Source organism: Pseudomonas mercuritolerans (assembly GCF_025706525.1).
GTDB lineage: Bacteria > Pseudomonadota > Gammaproteobacteria > Pseudomonadales > Pseudomonadaceae > Aquipseudomonas > Aquipseudomonas mercuritolerans.
Genome location: NZ_JAMSHA010000005.1, coordinates 136,883 through 152,053 on the forward strand (window position 1 = coordinate 136,883; position 15,171 = coordinate 152,053).

The 15,171-nt window shown below is 60.6% G+C and carries 10 protein-coding genes; 6 read left to right on the forward strand and 4 right to left on the reverse strand.

Features of this window, described 5'->3' with window-relative positions; all coding sequences use genetic code 11:
* The first annotated feature begins 11 nt into the window (after positions 1-11).
* Positions 12-833: an HDOD domain-containing protein gene (locus tag ND528_RS15480; RefSeq protein ID WP_016770675.1), complete on the forward strand. Its 822-nt coding sequence runs from the start codon at positions 12-14 to the stop codon at positions 831-833.
* Positions 834-990: 157 nt separating this feature from the next.
* On the opposite strand, the gene ND528_RS15485 is transcribed toward ND528_RS15480, so the two are convergent.
* The gene (locus ND528_RS15485) at positions 991-2,376 is read right to left on the reverse strand and encodes a sensor histidine kinase (RefSeq protein WP_024011993.1); all 1,386 of its coding nucleotides are present in this window, start codon (positions 2,374-2,376) and stop codon (positions 991-993) included.
* Positions 2,369-3,040 (reverse strand): response regulator, encoded by a 672-nt coding sequence (locus ND528_RS15490; RefSeq protein ID WP_024011992.1) that lies wholly within the window; start codon positions 3,038-3,040, stop codon positions 2,369-2,371. Before ND528_RS15490 ends, ND528_RS15485 begins: the two co-directional genes overlap by 8 nt.
* A gap of 444 nt (positions 3,041-3,484) precedes the next feature.
* Between ND528_RS15490 and ND528_RS15495 the strand changes: the two genes are divergently transcribed.
* Genes ND528_RS15495 through ND528_RS15510 form a run of 4 tightly spaced genes read left to right on the forward strand, consistent with a single transcriptional unit; the run spans position 3,485 to position 7,519 of the window.
* On the forward strand, positions 3,485-4,462 hold the full coding sequence (locus tag ND528_RS15495) for a Bug family tripartite tricarboxylate transporter substrate binding protein (protein ID WP_137215411.1): 978 nt from the start codon (positions 3,485-3,487) through the stop codon (positions 4,460-4,462).
* Positions 4,463-4,517: 55 nt separating this feature from the next.
* Entirely contained in the window at positions 4,518-4,976 is a 459-nt protein-coding gene (locus ND528_RS15500) for a tripartite tricarboxylate transporter TctB family protein (protein WP_137215410.1), read from the forward strand.
* 1 nt (position 4,977) lies between these two features.
* Positions 4,978-6,492: a tripartite tricarboxylate transporter permease gene (locus tag ND528_RS15505; protein ID WP_056783519.1), complete on the forward strand. Its 1,515-nt coding sequence runs from the start codon at positions 4,978-4,980 to the stop codon at positions 6,490-6,492.
* Positions 6,485-7,519, forward strand: coding sequence for an AbrB family transcriptional regulator (locus ND528_RS15510; RefSeq protein ID WP_263470657.1), 1,035 nt, complete (start codon positions 6,485-6,487; stop codon positions 7,517-7,519). Before ND528_RS15505 ends, ND528_RS15510 begins: the two co-directional genes overlap by 8 nt.
* 117 nt (positions 7,520-7,636) lie before the next feature.
* On the opposite strand, the gene ung is transcribed toward ND528_RS15510, so the two are convergent.
* A complete protein-coding gene (ung, locus tag ND528_RS15515; RefSeq protein ID WP_212615502.1) occupies positions 7,637-8,329 on the reverse strand; it encodes a uracil-DNA glycosylase in 693 nt (230 codons plus the stop codon).
* A gap of 132 nt (positions 8,330-8,461) precedes the next feature.
* Between ung and ND528_RS15520 the strand changes: the two genes are divergently transcribed.
* Complete coding sequence (locus ND528_RS15520) at positions 8,462-9,574, forward strand: enoyl-CoA hydratase/isomerase family protein (protein ID WP_212615501.1); 1,113 nt, start codon at positions 8,462-8,464, stop codon at positions 9,572-9,574.
* 64 nt (positions 9,575-9,638) lie between these two features.
* On the opposite strand, the gene ND528_RS15525 is transcribed toward ND528_RS15520, so the two are convergent.
* Positions 9,639-15,170 (reverse strand): calcium-binding protein, encoded by a 5,532-nt coding sequence (locus ND528_RS15525; RefSeq protein WP_263470658.1) that lies wholly within the window; start codon positions 15,168-15,170, stop codon positions 9,639-9,641.
* Position 15,171 lies beyond the last annotated feature (1 nt).

Below are 15,171 nucleotides of genomic sequence, written 5' to 3' on the forward strand. Positions count from 1 at the left end.
AGAGAGTCCAAATGAGCGAACTGGCGGAAAAGGTCCAACAGGATTTGGTTGCGGCCATCGATAACGATGACCTGGTTCTGCCAACGTTGCCGGAAGTGGCCCTGCAGATTCGCAAGGCCGCCGAGGATCCGGAAATCAGCGTCAGCGATCTGAGCAAAGTCATCGGCCGCGACACCGCGCTGTCGGCGCGCCTGATCAAAGTGGTCAACAGTCCGCTGCTGCGCGCCGCGCAGGAAGTCACCGACCTGCACACCGCCATTACCCGTTTGGGCATCAACTACAGCAGCAACCTGGCGATCGGTCTGGTGATGGAGCAGATCTTCAACGCCCGCTCCGAGGTGGTCGAACAGAAGATGCGCGAAGTCTGGCGCAGCAGTCTGGAAATCGCTGGCGTCAGCTATGCGCTGTGTCGTCGTCACACTCAGCTCAAACCCGATCAGGCGGCACTCGGCGGGCTGGTGCATCAGATTGGCGTGCTGCCGATTCTGACTTACGCCGAAGACCACAATGAACTGCTCTCCGATGCGGTCAGCCTGACCCATGTGATCGAGCAGATTCACCCATTGCTCGGCGAGAAATTGCTGCGGGTCTGGGAGTTTCCCGAGCGCCTGGTGCATTTGCCATTGCTCTATCAAGACTTCAGCCGCGACTCGACGCGCATCGATTACGTCGATGTCGTGCAAGTAGCCAATTTGTATTGCCGCAAGGACACCGATCATCCGTTTGCGCGGATTGACCCGTTTAGCGTGCCGGCGTTCAGGAAGCTGGGGATTGACCCGGAGAACAAACAGTTTTGCGCGGATCTGGAAGAATCGCGGTCGATGTTCTACTGACCTGTGGTGAGGGGATTTATCCCCGTTGGGTTGCGAAGCGACGCTGAACTCTGCGACCCGGTTTTTTCCAGACAGATTGTGATCGCTGAACTGCGACTGCTGCGCAGCCGAGCGGGGATAAATCCCCTCGCCACAAAAAACCCTTGCCACAAAAGTATTACCCGGCAATAAAGCTGACCCGCACCTTCAACCCTGCCTGCTCGCCATCATGCAAGGTGATCTGCGCCAGATGCGCGCGACAGATCTCGCCGACAATCGCCAAGCCCAGACCTGAACCGGCAACCTGCTGATTGCGCCGATAAAACCGTTCGAACACTCGATCACGCTCGTGCAGCGGGATGCCCGGCCCGTCGTCCTCAACCTCAAGCACCGCCGGGGCCGTGACCCGCAGAATCACATTGCCGCCCGATGGCGTATGCGCCAGCGCGTTGTCGACCAGATTGCTCAGCAGCTCATTGAGCAGCGTCGGCTCACCGCGCAGCCACACCGGTTCATCCGCTTCAAGCGCCAGCGCCACGCCGCGCTTGTGCGCCAACGGCGCCATGGCCATGCCCAGTTCACGAGCCAATTGACTCAGATCGAGCAACTGCGCGCCGCCCTCGGCAATCGCCCGCGCACCGTTTTCGACCCGGGCCAGCGATAGCAGCTGATTGGCCAGATGGGTCAGGCGATCGGTGCTTTGCGCGGACGATTCAAGGGTGGTGCGCCAGGTCTCCGGCTCGTTCGAGCGCAGGCCCAGTTCCAGGCGTGCCTTGAGTGCGGCCAGCGGCGTACGCAACTCGTGAGCGGCATCGGCGATGAACTGCGCCTGCCGCTCGAACTGGCCGCGCAGGCGCTCGGTGAAATGATTGAGCGCGCGGACCAAGGGTCCCAATTCATGCTGCACTTCCACCAGCGGCAGCGGCCGCAAATCGTCGGGCTGGCGTTCCTCAACAGCGGTTCTTAACCGCTCCAGCGGGCGCAACGCCGCACTCACCGCGAACCACACCAGCAGCAATGCACCCACGGCCAGCATGCCCAAGCGCAACAGGGTGTCAGCCGCCAGACTGCGCGCCATGCTGACCCGCGCTTCGTCGGTTTCAGCCACGCGGATTTCCGCCATGCCGTTCATGTTCGGCTCGCTTACCGCTTTGAGCAGGCTGACCACACGCACGTTCTGGCCGTTGTACTTCGCGTTGTAGAAGCGCGCGAGCGCCGGATAGCTGTCGGTACGCGGCGTGCCGGGCGGTGGCCCGGGAAGATTTTCGTAGCCGGAAATCAGCTTCTGGTGAATGTCGTTGACCTGGTAATAGATGCGCCCGGCGCTGTCGTAGGCGAAGGTATCAAGCGCCACGTAAGGCACGTCGGCGCTGAGGCTGCCGTCGCGTTGCGATAACCCGGCAGCGATGGTCCGTGCCGAGGCCAGCAGCGTGCGGTCATACGCGGTGTCGGCGGCCTCGCGACCGTTCCAGTAAGCGCTCAAGCCACTGGCGAGCATCAGCACCACCAGCAACCATCCAAGGTTCCACAGCAACCGCCAGCGCAGGCTGCTGGGCTTATGCATCGCGGCTTTCCAGCAGATAGCCGAGGCCACGGAAGGTCACGATGGCCACGGGCTGGCCATCGAGCTTCTTGCGCAAGCGGTGCACGTAGATTTCGATGGCGTCGGGGCTGGCTTCTTCGTCGAGGCCGAACACCTGCGCGGCCAGTTGCTCCTTGCTCATCACTCGCCCCGGCCGGGCGATCAACGCTTCCAGGACGGCTTGCTCGCGGGAGGTGAGGGTCAGCAGTTCGTCGCCGAGGGTGAAGCGCCGCGTATCGAGGTCGTAAGCCAGCACGCCACAGCGCTGCTGACGCTCGCCGCCAAGGACACTGCGGCGCAGCAAGGCTTTGACCCGCGCTTCCAGTTCCGTCAATTCGAACGGCTTGGCCAGGTAGTCGTCAGCACCGAGATTGAGGCCATGCACGCGATCCTTGACGTCACTGCGCGCGGTCAGCATCAACACCGGCAGGTTCTTGCCCCGTGCACGCAGCCGCGCCAGCACCTCGAAACCGTCCATGCGCGGCAGGCCTACGTCGAGGATCGCTACGGCGTATTCCTCACTGCCCAACGCCAGGTCGGCGGCCACGCCATCGTGCAGCACATCCACGGTCAGACCGGTGCTCTTGAGCGCCTGAGCGACGCTTTCGGCCAGTTGCAGATGGTCTTCGACAAGCAGGACACGCATGGATTTGTACCTCGTTCAGGGTTGGCCGACGCCGCGCTTTGCCGCGGAGTTTACAGCCGCAACCGCCGCTGTGAAGCCCGAAAACCGTGAAAGACAACTGAAAGGTTGTTGAAAGGTTAGCCGGTTAGAGTCGGCCCACGGACAGTTTCGACTGTCGCCGCTGCTGCCACACAGCGCAACGAAAAACGCCATGAAGCGTTTTCGACTCATAAGAACAATAACGGAGTACCCCAGCATGCCCTCCATGCGCACCAAGGCTGTAATGCCTGCTCGCCTTGCCCGATTCCACCATTGCACTGTCGGTTTCTCGCCGCAGTCCTATATCCCCTCCGTTGTTTCAGTCCTTGCGCGCGCGCCGCGAGAAAACTGCGCCTGCCGCTAAGCTTTGGCGTTGCCCTTTGGTCATTCGGTCCATCCATAACAACAACTCCTCTGGAGACTCAAATGAACGTATCACTGCGTAAAGTCGCTCTCGCCGCTGGCGCGATGCTGTTTGCCGGCCAACTCATGGCCGAGCCGAAACGTCCGGAATGCATCGCCCCCGCCTCCCCCGGCGGTGGTTTCGACCTGACCTGCAAACTGGTGCAGAGCGCACTGGTCAACCAGAAGCTGCTGAGCAAACCAATGCGCGTGACCTACATGCCCGGCGGTGTAGGCGCGGTGGCGTACAACGCAGTAGTGGCGCAACGTCCGGCGGATGCCGGCACGCTGGTGGCGTGGTCGAGCGGTTCGCTGTTGAACCTGGCCCAAGGCAAGTTCGGCCGCTTCGATGAAACCAACGTGCGCTGGCTCGCGGCCGTCGGCACCAGCTACGGCGCCATCGCAGTGAAAAGCGATTCGCCCTACAAGACCCTCGACGATCTCGTTCAGGCGTTGAAGAAAGATCCAGGCTCGGTGGTTATCGGCTCCGGCGGCACCGTCGGCAGCCAGGACTGGATGCAGACCGCACTGATCGCCAAGGCTGCCGGAATCAACCCGCGTGAACTGCGCTACGTCGCCCTTGAAGGCGGCGGTGAAATCGCCACGGCCCTGCTCGGCGGCCACATCCAGGTCGGCAGTACCGACATCTCCGACTCCATGCCGCACATCCAGAGCGGCGACATGCGCCTGCTCGCGGTATTCGCCGACAAACGTCTCGACGAGCCGGAAATGAAAGACATCCCGACCGCTCGCGAACAAGGCTACGACATCGTCTGGCCGGTGGTGCGCGGCTTCTACCTCGGGCCGAAGGTCAGCGACGAAGACTACGCCTGGTGGAAAGACGCGTTCGACAAACTGCTGGCCTCCGAGGAGTTCGCCAAGCTGCGCGATCAGCGTGAACTGTTCCCGTTCGCCATGACCGGCCCGGAACTGGACACCTACGTGAAGAAGCAGGTCGCCGACTACAAAGTGCTGGCCAAAGAGTTCGGCCTGATCCAGTGATCGTCTCTGTCTAGTGGCTGCGTCTCCTACGCGGGGACGCAGCACAGGAGCTCCCATGCTTATTCAACGCATTTTCGCCTCGGTGTTGCTGCTGGTGTGTGCCGGCCTGGCACTGATGGCGTGGCCGTACCAAGCGGCTTTTTCCTACGAACCGGTCGGCCCGCGCGCCTTTCCGCTGCTGATGCTCGGCCTAATGGGCCTGGCGCTGCTGTACATGGTGTTTCGCCCGGCGCCGATCAAACACAGTGAAGACGAGCCGCCGCTGGATCGCGAAACCCTGACCAAGATCGGTGTATGCGTGGTGCTGCTGCTGGTATTTGCCGGCACCTTCGAACCCCTTGGCTTCATCGTGGCCAGCATCATTACCGGCGTACCGATGGCCCGTCTCTATGGCGGCCGCTGGCTGCCGAGCGTGGTGATCATCAGCCTGATGGCGGTTGGTCTCTATCTGCTGTTCGATCGCTTGATGGATGTTCCGCTGCCCCTCGGCCTGCTCAGCGTCCTGGAGAACTGATATGGATACCCTTGGCTATTTGGGTCAGGGCTTCGGCGTCGCGCTGAGCCCGTACAACCTGGTGACCGCCCTGTGCGGCACCCTGATCGGCACCGTCGTCGGCCTGCTGCCGGGCCTCGGTCCGATCAACGGCGTGGCGTTGCTGATTCCGATCGCGTTCGCCCTCGGTCTGCCGCCGGAGTCGGCGCTGATCCTGCTCGCAGCGGTGTATCTGGGCTGCGAATACGGCGGCCGGATCAGCTCGATCCTGCTGAACATTCCGGGCGAAGCCTCGACTGTAATGACCACCCTCGACGGCTACCCGATGGCCCGTAAAGGTATGGCCGGTGTCGCCCTGTCGCTGTCGGCGTGGAGTTCGTTCATCGGCGCGTTCATCGCCACCTGCGGCATGGTGCTGTTTGCGCCGCTGCTGGCGAAATGGGCGATTGCCTTCGGACCTGCGGAATACTTCGTGCTGATGGTGTTCGCAATTGTCTGTCTCGGCGGCATGGCCGGTGATCGACCGTTGAAGACCTTTATCGCGGCGCTGATCGGTCTGTTCCTTTCCACCGTCGGCATCGACGCCAACAGTGGCGTGTACCGTTTCACCGGCGACAACATTCACCTGACCGACGGCATTCAGTTCGTTGTGCTGGTGCTGGGTCTGTTCTCGATCAGCGAAATCCTTCTGCTGCTGGAAAAGACCCACCACGGCCAGGAAGCGGTGAAAGCCACCGGCAGGATGATGTTCAACTTCAAGGAAGCGGCGTCGGTTTTCGTCGTCAACGTCCGCTGCGGCGTGCTCGGTTTCATCATGGGTGTGCTGCCCGGTGCCGGCGCAACGCTCGCCAGTGCCGTGGCCTACATGACCGAGAAGCGCATCGCTGGCTCCAGCGGCAAATTCGGTGAAGGCGACCCCCGTGGTCTGGCCGCGCCGGAAACCGCTATCGGCGGCGCGGCGTGCGGCGCTCTCGTTCCGATGCTGACCCTCGGCGTTCCGGGTTCGGGTACCACCGCAGTGATGATCGGCGCGCTGTCGCTGTACAACATCACCCCGGGTCCACTGCTGTTCCAACAGCAACCGGACATCGTCTGGGGCCTGATCGCGTCGTTGTTCATCGCCAACGTGATGCTGGTGATCCTCAACATCCCGATGATCCGCGTATTCACCCGCATCCTCGCCGTGCCGAATTGGGCGCTGGTGCCGATCATCGCGATCATCACCGGGATCGGCGTTTACGCGGTGCACGCGACCACCTTCGATCTGTTCCTGATGATCGGCATCGGCATCTTCGGTTACATCCTGCGCAAGCTGGATTTCCCGCTGTCGCCGCTGCTGCTGGGCTTCATCCTCGGTGGCCTGATGGAGCAGAACCTGCGTCGCGCCCTGTCGATCTCCAATGGCGCGCTAGAGATTCTCTGGTCGAGTCCGATCACCTTCGGTTGCTGGATCCTCACCGCGATCATGCTGCTGATGCCGCTGATCCGCATCTGGCGCAAGCGTTCGGCGGCACGGCGCGTCATTGCCGATGTTTGATCGCTTGTCCCTGAAAGCCTGGTGGGGCACCCCGCTGGTCGGTCTGCTTGGCGGTTTCATCGCCAGCCAGATCGGCTGGCCGCTGCCGTGGATGGTCGGCTCGTTGCTGGCGATCATCCTGGTGCGCTGCCTGACGCCGTGGCAACTGGCGGAAATCCCTGGCGGGCGCAAGTGCGGCCAGTGGATCGTCGGCATCGGTATCGGCCTGCACTTCACCCCGCTGGTGATGGAACAAGTGCTCAGTCATTTCGGTTTGATCTTCTTCGGTGCGCTGGTCACGAGCCTGTCGGCGGTGGTCGGCGTATGGCTGATGCGCCGCACCGGCGAGGATCGTGCCACGGCGTTTTTCTCAAGCATGCCCGGTGGTTCCGGGGAGATGGTCAACCTCGGCGCCCGTAACGGTGCACTGCTCAGCCATGTCGCGGCCGGGCAGAGTCTGCGGGTGTTGGTGGTGGTGTTGTGCGTGCCGGCGGCGTTCAAGTATCTGCTCGGTGACGGTACGCCGATTTCTCACGCCGGCAGCGTCGATTGGCGCTGGCTGGCGATTCTGTTTCCGGCGGGCGCCCTGCTCGCCTGGTTCTGGCAGCGTCTGCGCCAACCCAATCCATGGCTGTTCGGGCCGTTGCTGGTCAGTGCGGCGGTGAGCATTACGTGGGATTTGCACATCGGTTTGCCCAATGGCGGCAGTCAGATCGGCCAATGGCTGATTGGCAGCGGTCTGGGCTGTCACTTCAATCGGCAGTTCTTCCGCCACGCGCCGTCGTTCATGGGCCGGACGTTGATCGGCACGGCGCTGACCATGTTGATCGCGTCGCTGGCGGCGTTGGGCTTGAGTGCGTTGACCCATCTGGATCTGCGTTCGCTGACCCTGGGCATGATGCCCGGCGGGATTGCCGAAATGAGCCTGACCGCGGAAACCCTGCAATTGTCGGTGCCGCTGGTGACGGCGATGCAGGTGATGCGGCTGTTGTTCGTGCTGTTTCTGGCGGAGCCGTTGTTCAGGTATTGGAACCGTCATCCCGCGTAAGACTGAAAACCGAGTTGCCCTTTTCGCGAGCAGGCTCGCTCCCACGGGGTTTTGTGGCTTGCACACAATTGCTGTGGGAGCGAGCCTGCTCGCGAAGGGGCCAACCCGATCGAGACATCAAATCGGTGGCAAGCGCCAGTCGATCGGCGTTTCGCCATTCTGTTCGAGAAACTTGTTGGTCCGGCTGAAATGCCCACAGCCCAAAAACCCGCGATATGCCGACAACGGCGACGGATGCACCGAGGTCAGCACCAGGTGCTTGGTCGCGTCGATCAGCTTCTGCTTGCTCTGCGCATGGGCGCCCCAAAGCATGAACACCAGATGCGGCTGCCGTTCGCTGACCACCTCAATAATGCGGTCGGTGAAGTGTTGCCAGCCCTTGTCCTTGTGCGCGTTGGCGTTGGCGCGCTCAACCGTCATGGTGGTGTTGAGCAGCAGCACGCCCTGTTCGGCCCAGCTCTGCAGGTAGCCGTGGTTGGGAATATCGATATTGAGGTCGCGTTTCAACTCTTTATAGATGTTGACCAGCGACGGCGGCGCCGGCACGCCCGGTTGCACCGAGAAGCACAGACCGTGGGCCTGGCCCGGGCCGTGGTAAGGGTCCTGGCCGAGGACCACCACTTTCACCTTGTCCAGCGGCGTTGAGTTCAGCGCATTGAAAATCATCGGTCCCGGCGGATAGATCTCCTTGCCGGCCGCCCGCTCCTGCTGCAGAAAGCTGCGCAACTCTGCCATGTAAGGCTGGTCGAACTCAGCACGCAGTGCCTCCTTCCAGCTCGGTTCGAGTTTGATACGGTCGTCAGCAGTCATGGTCATTTCCGGCAAAAACAATGGGGCGAACCCTAGGAAAGCCGACCACGCTTGTCAATTGATCTGACGCAGATCCGGCACTTTCCCCCATAGCGATCATACTGTTCGCTCAAATTCCCGATCGAGGTCACGATGAATCTGCACTTCGAAGAACTGACCGGCACCGACGGCGCCCGCATCGGCATCGCCAGCCTGGATGCCGAAAAATCGTTGAACGCGCTTTCACTGCCGATGATCAACGCGCTCAGCGACAAATTGAACGCCTGGGCCAATGACCCGCAAATCGTCTGCGTGCTGCTGCGCGGTATCGGCAGCAAAGCCTTCTGCGCCGGTGGCGAAGTGCGCAGCCTGGTCGAAGCCTGCCGCGCTCACCCCGGCGAAGTCCCGCCGTTGGCCGCGCAGTTTTTCAGCGCGGAATATCGCCTCGATTACAGCCTGCATACCTATCCGAAGCCGCTGATCTGCTGGGGTCACGGTTATGTGCTCGGTGGCGGCATGGGCCTGTTGCAGGGCGCCAGCACGCGGATCGTCACGCCGAGCAGCCGTCTGGCGATGCCGGAAATCACCATTGGTCTGTATCCGGACGTTGGCGCCAGTTGGTTTCTCGCCCGATTGCCGGGCAAGCTCGGCTTGTTTCTCGGCCTGACCGGCGCGCACATCAACGGCCGTGATGCGCTGGATCTGGATCTGGCCGACCGCTTCCTGCTCGACGAACAGCAACCGCAATTGATCGAAGGCTTGTTGCAATTGAACTGGCAGGAACAGACCGCCATGCAGCTCAACAGCCTGCTCAAGGCTCTGCAGCAGGAAGCAGTTGAGCAAATGCCCGAAGCGCAGTGGCTGCCGCGTCGTCAGCAGATCGACGAACTGCTCGATGTCAGCGACGTTGCCTGTGCGTGGAAAGCCATCAGCCTGCACCGCGACAGCAGCGATCCGTTGATTGCCCGCGCGGCGAAAACCATGACCGAGGGCTCGCCGCTGACTGCGCATCTGGTCTGGGAACAGATCAGCCGCGCGCGGCACATGTCGCTGGCCGAAGTATTCCAGATGGAATACACCCTGAGCCTCAATTGCTGCCGTCATCCGGAATTCAGCGAAGGCGTGCGCGCGCGTTTGATCGACAAGGATCAGAAGCCGCACTGGCACTGGCCGGATATCAATAACGTGCCGGATGCGGTGGTCGAGGCGCACTTTCATAAAGTCTGGGAGGGGCGGCATCCGTTAGCGGATCTGACCCAGTATTGAGGTGACGCGAGGCCCGCGATGGCGACTGGAATGCCATCGCGGGCCGGCTCAATCGGTCATCTTGTCAGACATTCAGTTCGTAGAACTCAATGATTTCCTTGATTGCCCGCTGCGCTTCATCGTCGCCCTTTAGCAAAATATCCTCGACATCCCTCAGTGGCGGAAGCGGGTGCAGACGTTCAGCAATTTGCCTTGCGCTGTAGTCTTGAGTCGCTGTTCCTTCGCTGACTCTTATGAAGCCAATAGCGCTTTCACCTGCGGCAAAATGACTGGAAACCCGGATTTTCGGCGCCATGCCGTAATCCACCACAATCACCAGATCATCGCGCTCACGATGAAACTTGAGGTTGTCGATCGTCAGCCTGCGTTCGGAAAAATCGATCCCGTCCCGGCCGCCTCCGTTGTTGATGATCACGTCTCTGCCGAGGCCATCGTATCGGTAGATATCATTTCCAGCGCCGCCGGCCAGCGTGTCATTGCCCGGCCCACCCACCAGCAGATCATCACCGGGGCTGCCCGTGAGCACGTCATCCCCGTGCATGCCTCGGATCTCTCCCGCGCCGCTTATGGTGTCGTTGCCGCGACCGCCCACGAGTGGCAGCGCTCGTCCGTCTCGCAGGGAGGTTGAACGGCTGGGATTGTTGACGATGACACCCGTATGAAAAGTCTCGGGCGCAGGTCCCAGCTGACTTGATTGCAGCAGTTGCTTCAAACTTGCGACCGCCCCATCGGCAAACTTTACTAGCTCAATACCGGCCCCCTCAAGTTCACCGTTGTGGGGCAAGACGATGCGGACTTTTTGCGTCCCGCCCCATTGGATATCGAGTGTCGGATGAAGCATTTTCGCTCTCGGCGGGTTGCGGTAAGCCCCGCGACTCGGGTTGGGTTCCAGCTTGACATGGGTGGTCTCTATCAGCGCAGCACCCCAGCTCAATTGCAGTGCATCACGCCTCGCTTCTGCTGGAAGGACGACCGTGTCCTGATCAATCAATCCGTACTCGTCTTTCCACCCCGCTACGCCAACTTCTGCTCGGTGGAAAACAGGGTTGAGCACGTCCGCAATTGTGGTGGTCGCTGCGGCGTGCGCTTGCACGATGTAGGTGTCGGCGCCGTCCTCGCCGTACAGCCAATCCTCCCCTGCACCGCTGAGCAGATAGTCGGCGCCTTCGGAACCGAGCAAGGTATCGTCACCTGCCCCGGCGGATAAAAACGCGCCCGGTGTTCTGTCGCCGACAGTGCCGTAGTCAAGTGGGGAGCCTGCATAAGCGACGATCAGATCGTCTCCCGCGCCGCCGTGGAAAACGTTTTCCACTTCGACGTTGATTCGCCCGCCGGCATCGTCGCCATGGACGACTTTGCGTTTGATCGTTTCAGTTGTGACATCCCAGCGAAACGCCTTGGGCACTGTTGCGCCCGAACTGAAGCTTGCTGCCGGATAGACGTACCAGCCTTCAAGCGCGCCGGACTCCTTTCGGTCTTCAACCAATACCTCGCCCTTGTTGAATGAAAACCCGTTGGCCGAGCCGGATCGATAATAGCGAGGCGCCTGACTTGAGAAGGCTATTGCTCCCTCGGCTTTCACCGGTTTATGTTCGACACGGGTTGTGGTTTCCGACTGCCTTTCACTGACTACGGCTTGCCCGCCATCAGCCTTCATCCATGGCGGCGTTTCAGACAGTGTTCCTGCGTCGACGCTGTCCTCGCTCAGCTCGGTGTGAGTGGTGTAACCGGTGTCGCTGGTGGTGACATGACTGCGCACCCAAACGCCTTGCTCATTCAAGGTAAAACCTGTGGCGTGTTTGCGGGCGGAGCGTTTTGACTTGGTTTGCGCGAGGAACTCATCGGTCCAGTTGACCGTTTGAACAGATGCCACCGGGCCTTGCGCCGCAGCGGTGACATCGTCTGGCTGAACCGGATCCTCAACTTTGCTTTCAGGGGTTGCCGGGGCGGTGACAGGTTCCGGTACGGGTGGCTCGGACATCTCTATCGGTGGCAGTGTTTTGCGCAGGACATCTGCGTAATCAAGTACCCCGCCGTCGCTGAAACTGAATGTGGAATCCTTCCACTTCTCGTGATTCTTGATGAGTATCGCGTCGCCCGTGCCATTGGCCAGTCGCAATACCGTGCCGACGGTAACTTCGATAATGTCGGCTTTCAGGCTCTGCGCGCAAAAGCCCGCGCCGAACCTGATGGTGTTGCGGCCGCCGGCATCGGTGACGATATCCAGGCCGTCACCAGCGCCGAAATAGTAGACGTCGGCGCCATCCATGCCATCCAGCACGTCAGCACCGGGACCGCCATCAAACACGTTGTCGCCAGAATCGCCGCGAAGGTAGTCCGTGCCTTCCCCGCCCAGCAGGGTGTCGTTGCCACCGCCTCCGAGCAACGTGTCGTTACCTGAGCCACCGTGCAGATAATCGGCATTGTGCTCGGCCTCAGCGCTGTTTTCGTAATCGCCGGCAAGAATGTCGTCACCCGTACCGCCGTCCAGCGTGTCGGCACCGAAACCACCCTGTAACGTATCGTTTCCTTCGCCGCCCTGAACCACGTCATTGTTGCTTCCGCCCGGCTGCAGGTCAGACACATCGCCATCGAGAAAATCCGCCCCTGCGCCACCCGCCAGCGTATCCGCGCCGCCCATGCCGCGCAGGGTGTCATCCCCCGCGCCGCCATCGAGAAAGTCGTTGCCGTGATAGCGAACCGGATGCTCAGGGCTGTCGCCGATCAGATCGTCATTACCTTCGCCGCCGAAGAGCAAATCATCGCCACCGCCGCCCCAGAGCGTGTCATCGCCGGAGCCACCGTCCAGCAGATCATCGCCAAAAAAATGCGCGGCATCGCCTTCGACGCCATCCAGTACGCCGTCATCACCCTGCAAAATGTCGTTGCCAGGGCCGCCATACAAAGCGTCGCTGCCACCGTTACCGCCGAGTGAATCATCACCACTGCCGCCGTCCAGCACATCGTTGCCATGGTGTCTGCTGGGCAGGCCACCGCCCCAATCGAGGTTGTCACCAAGCATCACGTCGTTGCCGCTGCCACCGGCCAGGGTGTCGTTACCTTGATCGCCTTTGAGAAAATCGTCGTCAGCTCCGCCGTCAAGCAGGTCCTCACCCCAGCCGCCGTTGATAATGTCCTTGCCGCCCTGCCCATACAGCACGTCACTACCGCCCTCGGGCGCACTGTTTATCGAGGCCTTTGAATAGACCGCTCGGTGACTGGTCACACCGCGAGCAATCGTGACGGCAGCGCGCTTGACCGACCAACCTTGTTCCAGCGCACCGGTGGTTTCGTCTCCGGATAACACATCGTCGCCAGCACCGCCGATCAAAGTATCCCGGTCATTGCCACCGAGCAGAACGTCTCGGGATGCCGTACCGATAAGCAAATCGTCACCTTGCCCGCCGTCGAGCCAGTCTCCGCGGCTTGCCTTGCCCTTGGCGTCACCGTCGGCCATAGCTTTTTCGAGCGTCGTCTGCTTGTCGCCGAATAACCGATCGTCTCCAGCCTTGCCGAACAATCGATCAGAACCGCCCAGGCCGAGAATGACGTCGTCTGCCGCGGAACCGTAAAGTACGTCGGCCTTGTTGCGCTGTTTAACCTTGGGCAGCAGCACCACGTTGCCCAGCTCATCAAAGGAAGGCTGATCGCCGGGGACAGTGGGATCGGCGTCTTTGGCTTTCCAGTCGCCCTGAAGCGTCAAATCCGCAGCAGTGAGCGGCTGCCCCTCATATTCAGGGAGGCGGATGCCAAGCATCCCGGGCTGAAAGTTCTTGATGACCACCAGATCGCTCTGGCCATATTTGATGTTGAGGGTGTGTTCAACAAGCGTCAGGGTGATGGACCGATCCTCGGTAGACCAGATATTGCTCAGAGGCGCGCAGCGTTTGAGTTGGGGAATCGGCGCGCCGTTGATCCACAGTTGCCCATCGGCGTTGGCATCAAGAATCTCGTCGATGCCATCGCCGCTGGCGAATTCATAACGGTCGTTGCCTTCGCCCCCGATCAAAGAATCGTTACCCTTTCCTCCGAGCAGAACATCGTCACCGGCCATTGCGTATAGCGCATCATTGCCGTCACCTCCGGTTAGCGAGTCATTGCCGCGACCACCTTCAATGACATCGTGACCGGCCATCCCATCGATGGAGTCATTGCCCTCGCCGCCATACAGATGATCGGCATTAGCGCCGCCGGCGAAAGATCGCCCGCCGTCATCACCGAACAGGGCCAGCGGGTTCAACACACCGGTGGTCATCGGCGCCTGTTTGCCTGAGACGAGATCGGAGTAGGAAAACTGCTGCAGCGAGTGTTCTGCGAACGAGCCTTGGGTTCGGGCAATCAAACGGGCGAGCATCTGCGCACGGTCCGCCAGCCACTGCGCGGTGATAAAGCCTTCGCCAGTGTGCGGATCGTAAAGCTCGAGGTTGCGATCGGGATAACCGTCGGCTCGTTCTATGACGACTTCACTGAGTTGCTGCAAAGAGTTGCGCAACGCCACACCGAGCGGCGTCGCCTCGCCTGCCAGTTTCGCCCATGCATTGGCATTGCCGAACTCGCCTATTGTCCGGGTGACGATGCTTTGCGACTGCTCTGGGGAGAATGCCGAGAAGAAGGCGTAAGCGTTGCTGGCGAAGGTGTCGTTGGTGGTGGGTATGGCAGCAGAATCGCCATCGTACGTGCGCTTGAACATGTCGAGAAATTCGTTCTGGCCGTAGCGCAAGATCAGCTCGACCACGGCGGCAACAGGCGTGCCTTTGACTACATGTTGAATCAGCGGATTCACACTGCCACTGGCCAGCGCGATATTGATTTGCTCCGGCACCACTGAAAGCAGACTTTGCAGTGGATTGATGCCGAAATTATTGATCGCCGCTCGCAGGCCGACGCTGTAGGAATCGACGGCGAAGAGAATGTTTTTATAGTCGTCGAGCCGGTTGGGTTTTGCCTGAAGGGGTGGTCCGTCATCTTCCCCGTTCGAATCACCGGCGGAGATCAACCGCCAGGTTTCATAGGGAGGCTTTCCACCTAACAAGCTGAAACCGACCGTTCCAGACCAGCCGGCGTTACGCTTGACGGCGGTGTCGTCCTCCCCGCAAACCTCCTTGAACAGGGCCTCGCCAATCGCGCTGGCGTCGATTTCTGCGATCTGGCTGATTGACGGAACAGTCCAGGGTGCCAGTTGACCGGCAAGGGATCCGTTGATCAGGGTATTGATGAAGTTGACGGCAACCTGGTTGGATGAAAGCTGCATCAGGTCTTCACTGAAAATTGTATTCAGTCTCAGTTCACCTTGGCGGGAGGTGTAACCACGAATCAGGGCAGAGTAGGCACCGTTTCCACCGTTGGCATCAATGGCCACGGCAAGCCAGAGTCTGGCGCTTTTCAGCACCTCTCCAGCCTCTTTATCGACAGCTGCAACGTCAGAAACTTTCTCACCAATAATATCGAACAGCTTTTGGTACAGGGGGGCGCAGCTTGCCCCTGCTAATTTCAGTGCATTGTACTGAAGTTGTTTTGAGCGCAGCCTCATTCCTTTGCAAATATTTGCCGCGTTGAAAATCTCGGATTTTTCCATATCGCTGAACACATAACTCATT